Source organism: Xenorhabdus thailandensis (genome assembly GCF_037996785.1).
Classification (GTDB): domain Bacteria; phylum Pseudomonadota; class Gammaproteobacteria; order Enterobacterales; family Enterobacteriaceae; genus Xenorhabdus; species Xenorhabdus griffiniae.
The window spans coordinates 26,243-44,580 of record NZ_JBBMXF010000004.1 but is presented as its reverse complement, the minus strand read 5'-3'; the positions used below and the strand labels follow the sequence as shown (position 1 = coordinate 44,580).

The window sequence follows — 18,338 nt, the reverse complement described above, 5'->3', positions numbered from 1 at the left end:
CGAAAGGCCACGAAAGTGGCCTTTTTCAATTACTATTTTGCAAAAACAGATGCGAGTAACTTCGCAAGTTTATTCAAGTTGACCGAATTTAATATCCGCATCATCACGTAAATTCATTATTAGTGACTCCAGCATGATATTGCCGGTCTGATACTGATAACCCGCCATATATTGTTTGAGCAGATCATCTGTAACAGTTCCAGGAACAACTTTATCCAATTGGATAAGCACAGCGTTACCAAGTTCATCTTGAGCTAACCCATATACTGGCTTACCCTCTTTAGGATGAGGTAAAGTGAATGCCACATCGGTAGCCTGATTAGTTTGTGGCAGATGTTTTATCACGGTAGGTTGCTCGAACTGAATTCCCTCGGTTTTCAACGCTTGCTCACCTTTGCCTTCTTTCAGGGCAGCCAGTAGTTTTTCACTTTCAACCTGAATTTGTTTTTCTGCTTTCTGGCGTTTCACCAATTCAGTAACTTCAGGTTTAGCCTGTTCAAACGATTGGACTGTCTCAGGCTTAACACTATCAACACGCAGAATAAAAGCCCTATCGCCTTCAACCGAAATGACATCAGAGTTAATGCCTGTCGCGCCTTTATCATCAATCAAATTACCAGAGAAAATAGCCTGAACAACTTGGTTGAAATTAATATCAGCGGGAACATGATCGCGATCAAACCAGTCCGTAGTCACAGCTTGATAACCAGCCGCTTTTTCTGCAGCTTCTAAAGACTCATTATCATTAGCGGCAGCATCACTCACTTTCCGTTGTAATGCATAGAAAGCATCAACCGCTTTTTCCTGCTTAACAATTTTTTCTATTTCCGAACGTACATCCGCCAACGGTTTGACTTCCTGAGATTTAATATCATCTAAACGGAAAATGGCATATCCATTAGACAATTTGACCACATCGGAAAGTTGCCCTTTCTGAGTCAAATTCGCTGATTTGAGCTCCTTAGGCTGAGAACTTTCTTCCATCCACCCCAAATCTCCCCCTTTTTGAGCAGAAAATTTGTCAGTCGATTTTTCTGACGCCAATTGGCTAAAATCAGCCCCTTTCTTTAACTCATCCAAAACCGATTTAGCGGCAGAGTCTAAATCCTGTTGAATAAAACTATACTTCTTCTGTTCAGGTTTAGTGTATTTTACCAAGTTGCTTTTATAATATTTCTCAATATCAACATCAGATACAGTGACATTTTCCAGTTCGTTAGCAGCATCCATTTTGATATAACTGACTTTCACTTTTTCTGGCACAGTGAAATGCTGACTATTTGTGTCATAGTATTTTTTCAGCTCTTCATCGGTAACTGTTTGCTTCTCTTCAATTGACTTCAATTCAAGAGTCGCAAAACGCACTGTCCTTTCTTGCAGAAGTAATGCCACTTCCCGTTTTATTTCTGACGGTAATGCAATTTCCGCATCTATAACAACTTGCTTCAATTGACGATTAATCAGCTCCTGACGAACCTGTTCCGCAAAACTATCAGGACTGATGTTTGAATGGGCAAGCCAGTTTAAATACTCCTGATATTTTTTATTATCAAATTGGCCGTCAGTCTGGAGAAACGGTAGATTACGTATCTCTTGTGCAACCTGATTATCGCTTGCTGATAAACCCAGCTTACGGGCATATTGTTCAATCAAAGTAGCATTGATAAGTCTTTCCAATGATTGGCGCCGAAGCTGCTGTAGCATCTGTTCATTGCTTAACAAAGTTGAGAATTCATCTCCCAGCTTCTCCTGCTGAGCATTTTTTTCTTGCAAAAATGCCTGCTCTAGCTGAGCACGACTAATGGTTTGGCCATTCACTTTGGCAGCATAATTACCCCCTTCGCTTGACAAGTAACCCGTTACACCCGTCACCAAGAAAGTCAGGATAATTAGAGCCAACACAATTTTGAGCACAGGACCGTTCGCCGCCGTGCGTAGGTTGTCCATCATAAAGACGTAAAACTCCGCTTTAGTGAAAAAGAAACTGTCATATTACGACAATTCAAACGCTAAGAGAAAAAAAGCGCACCAATCAATTGATGCGCTTATATTCTAGCCTATCAACACGACCTAGTCAGTTGAAGTTTATTGCAATAACAAAAACTAAGGCCTGTTTTTTGCTCATTAACCATTAACAGCGTCTTTCAAACCCTTTCCAGCCCGGAAAGAAGGTAATTTCGCTGCTGCGATCTTGATTTCTTTGCCTGTTTGAGGGTTACGCCCTATACGCGCAGAACGCTTACGCACAGTAAACGTACCGAACCCTACTAAAGCGACATCATCACCGTTTTTCAATGTACTAGATACGGAAGAAATGAATGCATCTACTACACGTCCAGCTGCTACCTTAGAAATATTGACATCAGCCGCAATTTTGTCGATCAGTTGTGACTTATTCACTCTTATCATCCCCATTTTAGTATTACCATCGTAACGGAACCAACTTACAACGGATAACACGACAGTTCTACTGCCATATCAATCCTTTTCCAGTATTAGCAAGAAATCATGGAACGGCAAAAAATTTAAACAAATAATTAGCAAAATCCTTGTATCTTAAAATTTGACTACACTATTTCACACAATGGCTTGTACGCTTCAGGCTGAGTTAATGGGGTGAATCGTATCATCCTATTAACTCATAAAAATATCGCTTAAGACAATTACTCACCCGATAGGACGAGGAACAGTCACATTAGTCTAACTTGATAATAAAAAAGGCTGGTGAGACTGAATTTACTCACCAACCTGAATTTTATATACAGTTATTATCGAATTAGCTCACTATTCTTGTATTATTTTAGTGATACTACTTCTGCGCCAAATGCTGGTTCCTGCAAAGCAATAGATAAAACATCTTCTATACGCTTAACGGGATGGATCTCCAAATCTTGGATTACGTTCTGCGGGATCTCTTCTAGATCTCGTTTATTATCATCTGGGATCAAAACCGTTGTAATTCCCCCACGATGCGCTGCCAGCAGTTTCTCTTTCAGGCCACCGATTGGCAGGACTAAACCACGCAGAGTAATTTCCCCTGTCATAGCTACATCAGCACGAACTGGGTTACCTGTCAGGCAAGAGACCAACGCTGTGCACATTGCAATACCTGCACTTGGGCCATCTTTTGGAGTCGCTCCTTCCGGTACATGAACATGAATATCACGTTTCTCATGGAAATCAGAACTGATACCCAGTTTATCAGCACGAGCACGAACAACTGTCAATGCCGCCTGGATGGATTCCTGCATCACTTCACCCAATGAACCGGTATAAGTCAACTTACCTTTACCTGGTACACTGGCTGTTTCGATCGTCAGCAAATCTCCACCTACTTCTGTCCACGCCAAACCCGTTACCTGCCCAACTCGATTCTCTGTATCAGCACGGCCATAATCCACTTTCTGCACACCCAGATAATCTTTCAAGTTATCCGCGTTAATTTCAATGTGCTTCAGTTTCTTATCCATCAGTAATGCTTTGACCGCTTTACGACACAATTTAGAGATTTCACGTTCCAAACTACGAACGCCAGCCTCACGCGTGTAGTAACGGATAATGCCAATAATTGCACCATCATCGATAGTTAATTCATCTTTCTTCAGTGCATTACGCTCGATCTGTTTTGGCAACAGATGACGTTTGGCAATATTCAGTTTTTCATCTTCGGTATAGCCCGATAGGCGAATGACCTCCATACGATCCAACAGTGGAGCAGGAATATTCATGGAGTTAGATGTTGCCACAAACATGACATCGGAAAGATCGTAATCAACTTCAAGGTAATGATCGTTAAATGCTACGTTTTGTTCAGGATCAAGCACTTCTAACAATGCTGAAGCAGGATCACCACGCATGTCGGATGACATTTTGTCGATTTCATCCAACAAGAATAATGGATTTTTAACCCCTACCTTGGACATTTTCTGGATTAATTTGCCCGGCATTGAACCAATATAAGTACGACGGTGCCCACGAATTTCCGCTTCATCACGTACACCACCCAATGCCATACGCACATATTTACGCCCTGTTGCACGTGCGATAGAACGACCCAATGAGGTTTTTCCCACACCAGGAGGCCCCACTAAACAAAGTATCGGCCCCTTAAGCTTACTAACGCGACTCTGTACCGCAAGATATTCAAGAATACGCTCTTTGACACGCTCCAAACCATAATGGTCTGTATCCAGCACTTCCTGAGCTTTTATTAAATCTTTTTTTACCTTGCTACGTGACACCCAAGGAACTTGCACCATCCAATCAATGTAACTACGAACAACCGTTGCTTCAGCCGACATCGGAGACATCATTTTTAATTTCTGCAATTCTGCTTCAGCTTTTTCGCGTGCCTCTTTCGGCATGTTCGCGTCTTCGATCTTGCGTTTCAGCGTCTCATATTCATCAGGTGCATCATCCATCTCACCCAACTCTTTTTGGATCGCTTTCATTTGCTCATTCAGGTAATACTCGCGCTGGCTTTTTTCCATCTGTTTTTTAACGCGATTACGGATACGTTTTTCTACCTGTAGCAGATCGATTTCTGATTCCATCATTGCTATCAGATATTCAATACGTTCAACAACATTAGACATCTCTAAAACTGTTTGCTTGTCGTTGATTTTCAAAGGCATATGTGCAGAGATGGTATCTGCTAATTTTGCCGCATCTTCAATACTGTGCAACGATGTCAATACTTCTGGCGGGATCTTTTTATTCAGTTTGATGTAACCTTCAAACTGATTAATAACCGTTCTTACCAGAACTTCTTGCTCACGTTCATCAACCTCAGGGGATTCAAGGTATTCAACTTGTGCATAAAAATACTCGCCATTATCCGTCAACGTGGTAATGCGAGCGCGCTGTAAGCCTTCAACCAGAACTTTCACTGTGCCATCTGGCAACTTTAACATCTGTAAAACAGAAGCCACTGTACCTACGGAGAAAAGATCATTGACTCCCGGCTCATCAGTAGATGCTTCTTTTTGCGCGACCAACATGACTTGTTTGCCATGCTCCATTGCTGCTTCTAGGCAATGAATCGACTTCTCACGCCCAACAAACAGAGGGATCACCATATGTGGGTAAACCACTACATCGCGCAAAGGCAATACAGGGATTTCTATGCGTTCGGAACGCTCAGGATTCATAGAGCTCTCTCTTCGTTTAGCTTTCGCCAGTTTTAGGAATCTCGTGAAACACGGTTTTCACGAGTTTCACTTCAAAGAATATAAAATATATGGGGACGGGAATCTGACATTCAATAGCCTATGTTTGTAAAAAACAAAATGAGGGAGAACCCCTCATTTTTTTACAATGCGTATTGATAATCAGCACTTACTACCCCATTTCTTCACTCACCAGAAACTTGGGCATCCGGCTTGCTATATATCAATAATGGTGCGGAGTTATCTTCAACAACTGTTTCATCAACAACAACTTTCTCTACATGTTCCATCGATGGCAGATCGTACATTGTATCCAGTAAAACACCCTCAACAATTGAACGAAGACCACGAGCACCTGTTTTGCGTGCCATTGCTTTTTTCGCTATGGCAGTCAATGCTTCTTTTCTGAACTCCAGTTCCACACCCTCAAGGTTAAACAGGGCCTGATACTGTTTGGTCAGTGCATTTTTCGGTTCCTGTAGGATCTGGATCAATGCATCTTCATTAAGTTCAGTCAGTGTCGCTACCACTGGCAGACGACCAATAAACTCAGGAATTAACCCAAATTTAATTAAATCTTCCGGTTCAACCTGAGCCAGCAATTCACCTTCAGTTGCTTTCTCCGATTCTCCCCTAACTGTAGCACTAAAACCGATACCTGAACTGACGTTCAAACGCTGGCTGACAACTTTATCCAAACCGGCAAACGCCCCTCCACAGATAAATAGGATCTTGGAAGTATCAACTTGTAAGAATTCCTGCTGTGGGTGCTTACGACCACCTTGAGGAGGAACCGCTGCCACAGTACCTTCAATCAGCTTCAGCAGAGCCTGCTGAACCCCTTCTCCCGATACATCACGAGTAATTGACGGGTTATCAGACTTGCGGGAAATTTTATCTATTTCATCAATATACACGATACCACGTTGTGCTTTCTGCACATCGTAGTCACATTTTTGCAGAAGTTTCTGGATAATATTTTCTACATCTTCCCCAACATAACCCGCTTCGGTTAATGTCGTGGCGTCAGCCATAGTAAACGGAACGTCTAAATAGCGAGCAAGTGTCTCTGCCAACAATGTCTTACCGCTACCTGTTGGGCCAATCAACAGAATATTACTTTTGCCAAGCTCCACACCGTTAGTGGAGTCACCATTACGCAGTCTCTTGTAATGATTATAAACCGCAACCGCTAACACTTTTTTCGCTGCTTCCTGGCCAATAACGTAATCATCCAGATGTTGGCGAATTTCGTGAGGAGTAGGTAATGCGCTACGTTCACGATGTGGTACCAGTTCTTTAATTTCTTCGCGAATGATATCGTTACATAAATCGACACATTCATCGCAGATATACACTGACGGGCCGGCTATTAATTTCCGTACTTCATGTTGGCTTTTTCCGCAGAAAGAGCAATACAGCAGCTTTCCTGAACCGTCTTTGCGCTTATCTGTCATCAGTCAACCTCACTTTATGAACTGTTATCCCAGTCTGTCCGGCATAACAGAAAAAACGCTATTACTCCACCTAGTTTGGCATCAAAATCAAGCTTAGAGAAAAGGCCAGCATTGTTCGGAGTAATAAAGTAACTATTAAATAATTAGCTGCGTTGGGTAAATATACTATCAACCAGCCCGTATTCTACGGATTCTTCGGCTGACAAGAAACGATCGCGTTCTGTATCCTTGACGATCTTCTCAAGTGGCTGCCCAGTATGTTTCGCCATCAATTCGTTCATACGCGCTTTAACCTTGAGTATTTCCTGCGCATGAATCTCAATGTCAGTTGCTTGTCCTTGGAAACCACCTAGTGGCTGGTGAATCATAACCCTGGAATTTGGTAGACAGAAACGTTTCCCTTTTGCTCCAGCAGTCAACAAGAATGCCCCCATTGAACAAGCCTGCCCCATACAAATAGTACTCACTTCTGGTTTGATAAACTGCATAGTATCATAAATAGACATACCTGCTGTAATAACCCCACCAGGTGAGTTAATATATAAATGAATGTCTTTTTCTGGGTTTTCTGCTTCCAAGAATAGCATTTGGGCAACAATCAAGTTCGCCATATGATCTTCGACAGGCCCCGTCAGAAAAATAATACGATCCTTTAATAAGCGGGAGAAGATATCAAATGCACGTTCGCCACGTGCTGTTTGTTCAACCACCATCGGCACCAAAGACATGTTAGGTGCATATTGATCTTGCTTGCCACTGTATGACATTTCCGTCTCCTAATAGAACTCACGCTGGTGCCATTCATAACTGATTCTACTTGAGATAAGCGATGATGACCATGATCCAAAGTTAACTAACAAGGGGCATTCCCCCCCTCTAAAAAGTAGTAAGCTCTTACATAATAGTAAGAAAGGATATGCGGTTAAATCTGTTTTTTTCAAGAAAAATAAAAAAACCCGCAAGCAGAGCCTGCGGGTTTACTTTAGTTCACTTCATTGAGAATCGAGGTTTTATCATCTCAGGTAATCAATAAATGAAACTTATGCCAACTGATTTTGATTCATAAGTTCATTGAAGCCAGTTTCTTTTTCAGAAACTTGCGCTTTACTCAGAACAAATTCAACAGCCTGCTCTTCCAGAGCAATGTTGCGAATGTTGTTCATCATTTCTTTATTTTTGCTGTAGTATTCAACAACCTCTTTCGGATCTTCATAAGCTGCAGCCATATCTTCAATCAACGCAGTAACGCGATCTTCTTCGACTTTCAGCTCATTGCCGCTGATAACTTCACCTAACAGCAAGCCAACAACAACACGACGTTTAGCCTGCTCTTCGAACAGTTCACGTGGCAGTTCCAGGGCTTGTTTTTCACTACCGCCAAAACGCTGAGCAGCCTGGCGACGCAGTACATCGATTTCACTATCAACAACAGCCGCAGGAACTTCAATTTCGTTAGCCTTAACCAGACCATCCAGAACCTGAGTTTTGATGTTGTTACGAACAGCGTTTTTCAGTTCACGTTCCATATTCTTGCGAACTTCAGCACGCAAACCTTCAACAGTACCATCAGCAATACCAAAGCGCTTGATGAACTCTTCAGTCAGCTCCGGTAATTCACGCTGCTCAACTTTTTTCAAGCTGATCGCGAACTTCGCAGCTTTACCTTTCAGGTTCTCTGCATGGTAATCTTCTGGGAAAGTCACATCGATAGTAAATTCTTCACCTGCTTTGTGACCAACGATACCGTCTTCAAAACCTGGGATCATGCGACCCTGTCCCATTGCCAGAACGAAATCAGTTGATTTACCGCCTTCGAATTCTTCACCATCAATGGAGCCTGTGAAATCAACAGTGACACGATCTTCCGCAGTCGCTGCTTCATCGGTTTCTTTCCAATCTGCCTGCTGTTTACGCAGCGTTTCCAGCATGTTGTCAACGTCTGCATCTTTTACTTCAACAACAGGTTTTTCAACTTCGATTTCTTCCAGACCTTTCAGTTCAATTTCTGGATATACTTCAAACTCAACTGCGTAAGCGAAGTCTTCACCTTCTTTAAACTGTTCAGGTTTGTAGCTTGGTGCACCTGCTGGATTGATTTTCTGCTCAATGATCGCATTGATGAAATTGCGCTGCATCAAATCACCCAGAACATCTTGAAGAACAGAAGCGCCATAACGCTGCTTAACGATCTTCATTGGGACTTTGCCCTTACGAAAGCCGTCGATACGGACTTTCTTTGCTACATTAACCAGTTCACTGTCAACTGCTTTTTCGATATCGGCAGCAGGAACGGTGATTGACACACGACGCCCAAGGCCTTGAGTGGTTTCAACAGAAACTTGCATCTTGTTACCTCAAAAAAATCATAGTGCTCGGTCAACTTCAGAACGGCTGCAAGGCTTGAAAAAAGCTGATTGCAGTACTCTTTAAGAACCGGGGCGGTCGCATTTAAAAACCGAGAATCCCTGTGATCAGAAGCGTCCCGAAACCATTCTAAAAATTTAGACGCAGCATTATAGCGGCGCAGACAGTATGAGTCGAGAATTGCAGACAAAAGCCTGCATGATTCGTTGACTTATGTGATAAACGTTGCTCAATGACTGCGTCATAATATTGTTTATGATGATACTGCTTATGCAATATGCATATAAACAAAAATACAGCCCAAAGGCTGCTAGCTAAAATTAAATCCAGATTAATAAAATAGAGACAAACAAGCTATGAGATTAACTCGAAAAATCATAAAGTTGATGTCGTTGTACTTCCGCCTCGACACGCCGGAGAAACCAGAATAGTATCTGCTAATTCTGTCCACTCCTTCTCCGTATAAGTATGAAGAGCCAATGCATGTACACCTTCCTCTAATTCTTTAGCCAAGACACTATATACTGAGCGGTGACGGCTAAGCATTCTTTGTTCAACAAATTCATTGCTTATGATAACAATTTTAAAATGGCTTTCAGAACCCGCTGGCACATTGTGACGATAACTTTCATCGGTCACTTCCAGATGAGAAGGCTTAAATGCCGCCTGTAACTTTGTTTCTATTTCTTGACGAACCATCCCACTCTCCTAAATCACCAAAGGTTATTTATCAACCATATCATTGATTCTAGTTTATTTCCCGTAACTTATAACATCGGGATAACCAAATCGCTTTAACAGTATTTATGTCAGGTATTTCTCACGATATTTCAAACTGTGTTTCAATCATCAGGGATATGCCGCTACCAATGGCGATGCTATGATTACAGCGGTTTAAACTACCTGTATTAGTATTGAATATCCGAATCTTGAATTGAGAAAACCTAAATGCTAAAGAAAATATTTATTCCATTGATCACGCTTTTCTTTTTATCTGGGTTATCTGGCTGTGCAGACTCAGGTAATACATTAGCCATTCAACCCAAAATTACCCTGCCACCAGCAGATCCAACCATGAAAGCGATCACAGTCAGTATTAGTGGGGTCGACCATCGTCAATCTCAAGCCTTGGCCCAAATTAACCGTAATGCACGATTAGTCACCTTGGTTCCTTCCCGTGATTTACGCTTCTTACTACAAGAAGCGCTAGAAAAACAAATGGTGGCTCGCGGCTATATGATAGGCTCTCCTGCTAATGCCAACCTGCAGGTCATTGTTAATCAACTCTACGCTGATGTGAAAGAAGGTAGTCTGCGTCATGAGATTTCAACCAAAGCTGAAATCTCTATCATTGCTTATGCTCAAGACGGTAGTAAACAAATTAAAAACTATCGTACCAGCTACAATGCCCAAGGACCATTAGCAGCAACAAACGCAAAAATTGCTGACGCAGTCAATACTGTCTTATCTGATGTAATTGCAGATATGGCTCAGGATGCGTCAATCAGCACCTTTATCAAACAAAACGTCCACTAATAGGATAATGAACAAACTTTCTGCCTAATTCTGACAAAATTAGATAGTATGCAGAAAGTTTTGGGAGGCCCATGACTAACCACCGTTATTTAAACCTGTCTGCATTACGCAACTATCGAACCCTTCTATTACTGGGCTTTGCCTCAGGTCTGCCTCTTGCCCTCACGGCTGGAACACTACAAGCATGGATGACCGTTGAAAACGTCGACATCCGAACTATCGGTTTTTTCACTTTGGTTGGTCAAGCCTATGTTTTTAAGTTTCTTTGGGCGCCCACAATGGATCGATATACCCCCTCCTTTTTAGGTCGCCGACGAGGGTGGATGCTCACTACGCAAATTTTATTGATCGTCAGTATTGCAGCAATGGGGTTCCTTCAACCTTCCCAGCATTTATGGTGGCTTGCTGCATTGGCTGTTGCTATTGCATTCTTTTCAGCTTCCCAAGATATTATTTTTGATGCCTACAAAACCGACTTGTTATCACAAGAAGAACGCGGATCAGGTGCCGCCATTTCCGTATTGGGTTACCGGTTGGCTATGCTGGTTTCTGGTGGATTAGCTTTGTTACTTACCACCTATATTGGCTGGCAAAGTATGTATTGGGTTATGGCTGGACTGATGCTGATCGGTGTATATGCCACGTTTAAAGCCAAAGAACCAGAAATCAATATAGCACCACCAAAAACATTACATCAGGCAGTATTCGAACCATTGTTTGATTTTTTCAGCCGTAACAATGCCTGGCTTATCCTGCTATTGATTGTACTGTACAAACTGGCAGATGCCTTTGCTCTCTCACTCAGCACACCTTTCCTTATCCGTGGTGCTGGTTTCAGTCCGGCTGAAGTCGGTATGATCAACAAAACTCTCGGACTTGCGGCAACCATTGTCGGTGCATTGTACGGCGGTTACTTGATGCATCGATTGAGCTTGTTTCGTGCCTTGATGATCTTTGGCATTCTCCAAACTGTTTCAAACTTCGGTTATTGGATACTTGCGGTTACCCCTAAAGATATCTACCTAATGGGGGCTGCGATTTTTCTGGAAAATATCTGTGGCGGCATGGGAACAGCAGCTTTTGTTGCTCTTCTAATGACCTTATGTAATAAATCATTTTCAGCAACACAATTCGCGTTGCTTTCTGCATTATCAGCAGTTGGCCGAGTTTATGTTGGCCCAGTAGCAGGATGGTTTGCAGAATCCTATGGTTGGCCAATGTTTTATCTATTTTCTGTTATTGTCGGATTACCGGGGCTCGTGTTGTTGTTCGTCTGCCGTAAGACACTGACTTACACCGAGAAAAATGATGATTTTCTACCTCGAACACTATTCAAAAACGCTTATAAATTTGCCTTCACGATAATGATATTGTCCGCCCTGATATTCATAGTTTGGTTAATTATCAATAGCGTACTATTTATCATCATTCATTTAGTGTCTCTGGTATACACGATATCGTCAGAATACATGCTATATCTGCATAAAATCAGTGAGTGGATATCTCCACTATTATCCTGGAGTGTAATCATTGGAACCTTGGGCTTTCTTTTAGGTGGAATACTAGATTATTTGGCTTTGAAGAAAAGTAAGCTCACTTAGGTTACTGTTCCCATTCAACGCCCCTTTCGCACTTGCCTACAGCAGAAGGTTGACACAGCTCAGCCTTCTGTTACCAGTTTATATTGCTGGCTTATCGGGTTTATATAGTGACAAACTTCACAAGAAGAGTAAAAACCTACAATTAGGTAGCCTGAAAAACATTTTTTTCAAAGTGAGATTATTTATATTTGAACTAACAAATATTATTATTTGAATGCATATTATTTCGAATTATTCGAAATATCGTTAACCACCTTAAAATTATATAAAGGGAATTTATGAAAAGACGTATTTTGACACTCACCGCAATTGCCGCAGCCTTAGTTTCTGCTTCAGCTAGCGCGGAATACCAGTGGGGATTTGGCAATGTCAGCATGAACTACCTTGACTGGAGCAAACATACCACTCATAAGACTGGACAAACCTCACATAAGGATGATTTTGCTTATTTAGAACTGGAAGGTGGAGCAGGATTTAGCTGGGGCGAACTCTATGGCTTCGCTGATCTAGAGAATCCTTTTAACAGTAAAACAGCTCAGCCGGGTGATAACCAACGTTATACTTTCAAGACAACAGGCCGTTTCTATTTGGGTGATACAGGTTTCAACCTTTATGGTCATGTTTATGGAACCTATTCATTACCAGGAAAAGCAAACGGTGGAAACTTCCATGAAGTTAATACACTCTATGGATTAGGCTATAACGCTAATATTGCTGGCCTGTGGTTCAAGCCTTTTGTCGCATTGCATTATGTTGACCAAACTTTCTATTCAGGAAATAACGGTTATGTCGTAGGCTGGGTTGCAGGATACGATTTCAATCTTTGGGAACAAAAATTCAGTGTTACAAACTGGAATGAAATTGAATTGAATCGCAATGAACGCTACGGTAACGGCGGACGTAAAGGCATTAATGGCGCTATTGCATTATGGTGGACTCCACATCCTTCTTTTACAACTGGAGTACAATACCGCTATGCGGATAACAAACTAGGGGAAGACTTCTTGCAGGATGGTATTGTTTATAGTGTGAAATATAACTTCTAATAATTAGTTTAATCGGTGAGTAGCTTGATGCTGCTCACTAAAACCGATAAATAATAGTTATCTCATCGATAATAAAGCCTGTTTTGAGAGTTTTTATTTGATTATTATCAACTTTTTTCTTTTTAAAATAGAGTGTTATTTGAAATTAATTGTCAATTCTGATTTTTTGGTTAAAATAACCAGCCGAAATTAACGTTTTGTTAAATTTAGAATTACATGTGATCCCTCTAACATAAAAAGCCTACAAGCCAACCTGCTTCTATTACAATTGTTTACACTCCGGTAACCTTACCGTAGAATGCCCGCACTGATGAAACGACAATAAAGCTTTTGTTATCTGGGGTCGCTCAATGAGACTTATGAAATACAAAAAAACTATTGGGTTATCGTCATTACTCGCAGCCACTTTAATGCTAAGTGGTTGCGATATGGTATTGATGAATCCCAAAGGAGCAATCGGCGTCGAACAAAAAACGCTGATACTGACAGCGTTCGGTTTAATGCTGATCGTTGTTATACCGGCTATTGTAATGGCAATTGTTTTTGCCTTACGTTACCGAGAAACCAATAAATCTGCAACTTATCGTCCAAACTGGGCACACTCAAATAAAATTGAGCTTGTCGTTTGGACTGTGCCTATCCTGATTATCATCACTTTGGCAACGATTACATGGAAAACAACTCATGCACTCGATCCCTATAAGCCATTAGACAGTGATGTAAAACCGGTGACGATTGAAGTTATTTCGCTTGACTGGAAATGGCTGTTCATCTATCCGGAACAGGGTATCGCAACCGTAAACGAAATTGTATTCCCGAAAGATGTTCCAATTAACTTCAAAATCACCTCAGACTCTGTGATGAACTCTTTCTTCATCCCACAGTTGGGTGGTCAGATTTATGCAATGGCGGGCATGCAGACAAAATTGCACCTGATTGCTAACTCAGCGGGTAAATACAATGGATTCTCAGCAAGTTACAGTGGTCATGGTTTTTCAGGCATGAAATTCACTGCAACAGCAACTGATGATCGTGCAGGTTTTGAAGAGTGGGTGCAGAAAGTGAAAGCATCACCGAAAACCCTGGATACCGTACAAGCATTCAATGACTTGGCTAAACCTAGCCAAAACAATCCAGTTGAATACTTCTCAAGCGTGAAACCAAAACTGTTCCAAGAGACTATCGCCAAATTCATGGGTGACATGGGCCATGGTGGTATGCATGGTATGGCTGGTCACGGCAAAACAGAACATGGTGAAGCTGCAGATCATAATATGAATATGAGTCAGCCGGCTCATTCAGGTGTTGAGGAATAAAGGCATGTGGGGAAAATTAACACTGGATGCGATCCCATTACATGAACCCATTATTGTGGTGACATTACTTGGGATCTTGATTGGGGGACTGGCGGTTGTTGGTTCCTTGACTTATTTCCGTAAATGGAAATGGCTGTGGAGTGAATGGTTAACCAGCGTTGACCATAAGAAAATTGGTGTCATGTACATCGTCGTTGCCATGGTGATGATGCTCCGTGGTTTCGCTGACGCCATCATGATGCGTGGACAGCAAGCCCTAGCTTCCGCTGGTGAAGCCGGTTTTCTGCCCCCACACCATTATGATCAGATCTTTACCGCCCACGGCGTTATTATGATCTTCTTTATGGCGACGCCTTTCGTCGTCGGTCTGATGAACATTGTTGTTCCTCTGCAAATCGGCGCACGCGACGTTGCATTCCCATTCTTGAACTCTTTGAGCTTCTGGTTATTTGTTGTTGGTGTCGCACTAATCAATATCTCTCTGGGTGTAGGTGAGTTTGCACAAACCGGCTGGTTGGCATATCCACCTCTATCTGGTCTGGAGTACAACCCAGGAGTCGGTGTTGACTACTGGATATGGAGTCTTCAGCTCTCTGGTGTCGGTACATTGTTGACCGGTGTTAACTTCTTTGTGACCATCCTGCGCATGCGTGCACCAGGTATGTCCATGATGAAAATGCCAGTCTTCACCTGGACTTCACTGTGCACCAACATCCTTATTATTGCTGCGTTCCCAATCCTGACAGTAACCATCGCGTTGCTAACCTTGGATCGTTATCTGGGCACCCATTTCTTTACCAACGATATGGGCGGCAACATGATGATGTACATCAACCTGATCTGGGCTTGGGGCCATCCTGAAGTTTACATTCTGGTTCTACCTGTCTTCGGTGTTTTCTCCGAAGTCACTGCAACCTTCTCGAAAAAACGCCTGTTTGGTTATACTTCATTGGTATGGGCAACAATCGTTATTACCATCCTGTCGTTCATTGTCTGGTTGCACCACTTCTTTACCATGGGTTCTGGCGCGAACGTCAACGCCTTCTTTGGTATCGCCACGATGATTATCTCTATCCCAACTGGGGTTAAGATCTTCAACTGGTTGTTTACCATGTACCGTGGTCGTATTGAATTCAAAACTCCAATGCTGTGGACTGTTGGCTTCTTAGTTACCTTCTCCATTGGTGGTATGACCGGCGTTCTACTCGCTGTACCAGGCGCAAACTTCGTTCTGCATAACAGTCTGTTCCTGATCGCTCACTTCCATAACGTTATTATCGGTGGTGTGGTATTTGGCTGTTTCGCAGGTACAACTTACTGGTTCCCGAAAGCATTTGGCTTCACACTGAATGAAAAATGGGGTGTCCGTGCATTCTGGTTTTGGATCACTGGTTTCTTCATTGCCTTTATGCCGATGTATGCGCTGGGCTTCATGGGTATGACTCGCCGTCTGAGCCAGGATATCAACCCAGAATTCCATCCTCTGCTGGTTGTTGCCGCGGGTGGCGTAGTCTTAATCGCCTTGGGTATTCTGTGTCAAGTTATCCAGTTCTACGTCAGTATCCGTGACCGTAACCAAAACCGTGATCTGACAGGTGATCCATGGGGTGGCCGTACTCTTGAATGGTCAACTTCATCTCCACCTCCATTCTATAACTTTGCGGAAGTTCCACACATTCAGACTCGTGATGCATGGTGGGATATCAAAGAAAAAGGCGCTGAATATAGACAACCTACGAAATATGAAGAAATTCATATGCCTAGAAATACCAGCGCAGGTGTGATCATCAGTGCTTTCTGTCTGACCTTAGGCTTTGCTTTGACTTGGCATATCTGGTGGATGGCTATTGCAAGCTTCGCTGGCATCATCATCAGTTGCATCGTGAAAAGCTTTGACGAAGACGTTGATTATTACGTTCCTGTAGCTGAAATCGAAAAAATTGAAAATCAGCGTTATGAAGATCTGAGAAAGGCAGGTGTGAAATAATGTCGACTCAAACCCTTAACAACACAGCCGCCCATGATGCTCATGGGCACCACGATACAGGGGCCAACAAGATATTCGGCTTCTGGGTCTACCTGATGAGTGACTTGATTCTGTTTGCAAGTCTGTTCGCTACCTATGCAGTGTTGGTTAACGGCACTGCGGGTGGTCCATCTGGTAAGGATATTTTTGAACTGCCATTTGTACTGGTAGAAACCTTCTTGCTACTATTTAGTAGTATCACCTATGGTTTCGCCATGCTGGGCATGAACAAAGGTAAAGTTGGTCAGGTTAATTTGTGGCTATTCATTACCTTCCTATTTGGCCTTGGCTTCGTTTCAATGGAAGTTTATGAATTCCATAAACTGATCACAGAAGGCTTTGGTCCTGATCGTAGTGCGTTCCTGTCTGCCTTCTTCGCACTAGTTGCTACTCACGGTCTGCACGTAACCTTCGGCCTAATTTGGATCGTCATCCTGATGATTCAAGTTTCACGCCGTGGCCTGACTGATATGAACCGTATGCGTCTGAACTGCCTGAGCCTGTTTTGGCACTTCCTTGACGTTGTCTGGATCTGTGTATTTACTGTCGTTTATCTGATGGGAGCTATGTAATGAGTCATCCAAATACTTCTCATTCCGGCGCAAGCCACGGTAGCTTCAAAACCTATCTAATTGGTTTTGTTCTGTCAGTCATACTGACCGTGATCCCATTCTGGATGGTGATGGATGGCACTGCTTCACACAGCACAATACTGGTGACAGTAGTTGCTATGGCTGTTATTCAGATTTTTGTTCATTTCATCTGCTTCCTGCACATGAATACATCGTCTGAAGAACGTTGGAACCTCGTTGCCTTAATATTCACATTAGTGGTCATCGCTATCGTTGTTGTTGGCTCCCTGTGGATTATGTACAACCTGAACATCAATATGATGGTTGATTAAGGGTTGATTTGAATGATTAAGCAATACCTGCAAGTGACCAAGCCAGGAATTATTTTCGGAAATCTAATTTCTGCGATTGGTGGTTTTCTACTCGCTTCCAAGGGCGTAATAGATTACCCCTTGTTCTTTGCAACGATGGTCGGGGTATCGCTGGTGGTAGCATCCGGTTGTGTATTCAACAACTATATCGACCGCGATATTGACCGTATCATGGAAAGAACGAAAGAAAGGGTCCTTGTGAAAGGACTTATCGATCCGAAAATCAGCCTGATTTACGCCTCAGTGTTAGGTATTGTTGGCATAGTGCTGCTCTATGTAGCAGCCAATGTCTTAGCAATGCAGTTAGCTCTCATCGGGTTTATCGTTTATGTCGGGGTTTATAGCCTCTACATGAAAAGAAAATCTGTTTATGGCACGCTGGTTGGTAGCTTGTCAGGCGCAGCACCTCCCGTGATTGGTTACTGTGCAGTAACAGGGCATTTCGATACAGGCGCGTTAATCTTGTTGCTGATTTTCAGTCTGTGGCAAATGCCCCACTCTTACGCCATTGCTATTTTTCGGTTCAAAGATTATCAAGCGGCTAACATCCCAGTATTACCGGTGATTAAAGGTATTTCCGTCGCGAAAAACCACATCACTTTGTATATTCTGGCCTTCATGGTTGCCACATTGATGCTGACCATCAGTGGTTATGCGGGTTATAAATACCTTATCGTCGCTGCCGCAGTGAGCATCTGGTGGTTAGGTATGGCATTATCAGGTTATAAAACCTCTAATGACCGTATTTGGGCCCGTAAGTTATTTCTGTTTTCTATTGTCGCTATCATGTCATTAAGCGTCATGATGTCTGTAGATTCAACAGCATCTCCAGAAAACCTACTGACTTACGTCTGGTAATATTTAGATGGCAGGGTAACCCT

At 42.5% G+C, this 18,338-nt stretch carries 15 protein-coding genes; 8 read left to right on the top strand and 7 right to left on the bottom strand.

Annotation, left to right across the window (positions count from 1 at the left end):
* Window positions 1-69: 69 nt before the first annotated feature.
* The 7 genes from ppiD to bolA form a co-directional block, all read right to left on the bottom strand.
* Window positions 70-1,950, bottom strand: a complete 1,881-nt coding sequence (ppiD, locus tag AAC853_RS01215; RefSeq protein WP_340613448.1) for a peptidylprolyl isomerase — start codon at window positions 1,948-1,950, stop codon at window positions 70-72.
* Between the two features lie 174 nt (window positions 1,951-2,124).
* Window positions 2,125-2,400: a nucleoid-associated protein HU-beta gene (gene hupB, locus AAC853_RS01210; RefSeq protein WP_479715115.1), complete on the bottom strand. Its 276-nt coding sequence runs from the start codon at window positions 2,398-2,400 to the stop codon at window positions 2,125-2,127.
* 395 nt (window positions 2,401-2,795) lie between these two features.
* Entirely contained in the window at window positions 2,796-5,150 is a 2,355-nt protein-coding gene (gene lon, locus AAC853_RS01205; protein WP_338883230.1) for an endopeptidase La, read from the bottom strand.
* Between the two features lie 203 nt (window positions 5,151-5,353).
* Window positions 5,354-6,625, bottom strand: a complete 1,272-nt coding sequence (gene clpX / locus AAC853_RS01200; RefSeq protein ID WP_338883231.1) for an ATP-dependent protease ATP-binding subunit ClpX — start codon at window positions 6,623-6,625, stop codon at window positions 5,354-5,356.
* A 143-nt stretch (window positions 6,626-6,768) separates the two neighbouring features.
* Window positions 6,769-7,392, bottom strand: a complete 624-nt coding sequence (gene clpP / locus AAC853_RS01195; protein WP_338883233.1) for an ATP-dependent Clp endopeptidase proteolytic subunit ClpP — start codon at window positions 7,390-7,392, stop codon at window positions 6,769-6,771.
* A 273-nt stretch (window positions 7,393-7,665) separates the two neighbouring features.
* Window positions 7,666-8,970 (bottom strand): trigger factor, encoded by a 1,305-nt coding sequence (tig, locus tag AAC853_RS01190; protein WP_338883235.1) that lies wholly within the window; start codon window positions 8,968-8,970, stop codon window positions 7,666-7,668.
* Window positions 8,971-9,364: 394 nt separating this feature from the next.
* Window positions 9,365-9,688 (bottom strand): transcriptional regulator BolA, encoded by a 324-nt coding sequence (gene bolA, locus AAC853_RS01185; RefSeq protein WP_340613447.1) that lies wholly within the window; start codon window positions 9,686-9,688, stop codon window positions 9,365-9,367.
* A 249-nt stretch (window positions 9,689-9,937) separates the two neighbouring features.
* Between bolA and AAC853_RS01180 the strand changes: the two genes are divergently transcribed.
* From AAC853_RS01180 to cyoE, 8 genes are all read left to right on the top strand, one after another.
* Entirely contained in the window at window positions 9,938-10,525 is a 588-nt protein-coding gene (locus AAC853_RS01180; RefSeq protein ID WP_340613446.1) for a lipoprotein, read from the top strand.
* Between the two features lie 71 nt (window positions 10,526-10,596).
* Window positions 10,597-12,126 (top strand): muropeptide MFS transporter AmpG, encoded by a 1,530-nt coding sequence (gene ampG, locus AAC853_RS01175; protein WP_340613445.1) that lies wholly within the window; start codon window positions 10,597-10,599, stop codon window positions 12,124-12,126.
* A 278-nt stretch (window positions 12,127-12,404) separates the two neighbouring features.
* The gene (locus AAC853_RS01170; RefSeq protein ID WP_338883240.1) at window positions 12,405-13,172 is read left to right on the top strand and encodes a nucleoside-specific channel-forming Tsx family protein; all 768 of its coding nucleotides are present in this window, start codon (window positions 12,405-12,407) and stop codon (window positions 13,170-13,172) included.
* A 350-nt stretch (window positions 13,173-13,522) separates the two neighbouring features.
* A complete protein-coding gene (cyoA, locus tag AAC853_RS01165; protein ID WP_338883241.1) occupies window positions 13,523-14,488 on the top strand; it encodes a cytochrome o ubiquinol oxidase subunit II in 966 nt (321 codons plus the stop codon).
* A gap of 4 nt (window positions 14,489-14,492) precedes the next feature.
* A complete protein-coding gene (cyoB, locus tag AAC853_RS01160; RefSeq protein ID WP_338883242.1) occupies window positions 14,493-16,475 on the top strand; it encodes a cytochrome o ubiquinol oxidase subunit I in 1,983 nt (660 codons plus the stop codon).
* A complete protein-coding gene (locus AAC853_RS01155) occupies window positions 16,475-17,086 on the top strand; it encodes a cytochrome o ubiquinol oxidase subunit III (protein ID WP_338883243.1) in 612 nt (203 codons plus the stop codon). Before cyoB ends, AAC853_RS01155 begins: the two co-directional genes overlap by 1 nt.
* Complete coding sequence (locus AAC853_RS01150) at window positions 17,086-17,418, top strand: cytochrome o ubiquinol oxidase subunit IV (protein ID WP_074019286.1); 333 nt, start codon at window positions 17,086-17,088, stop codon at window positions 17,416-17,418. Before AAC853_RS01155 ends, AAC853_RS01150 begins: the two co-directional genes overlap by 1 nt.
* Before the next feature lie 12 nt (window positions 17,419-17,430).
* The gene (gene cyoE, locus AAC853_RS01145; protein WP_340613439.1) at window positions 17,431-18,315 is read left to right on the top strand and encodes a heme o synthase; all 885 of its coding nucleotides are present in this window, start codon (window positions 17,431-17,433) and stop codon (window positions 18,313-18,315) included.
* The last annotated feature ends 23 nt before the right edge of the window (window positions 18,316-18,338 follow it).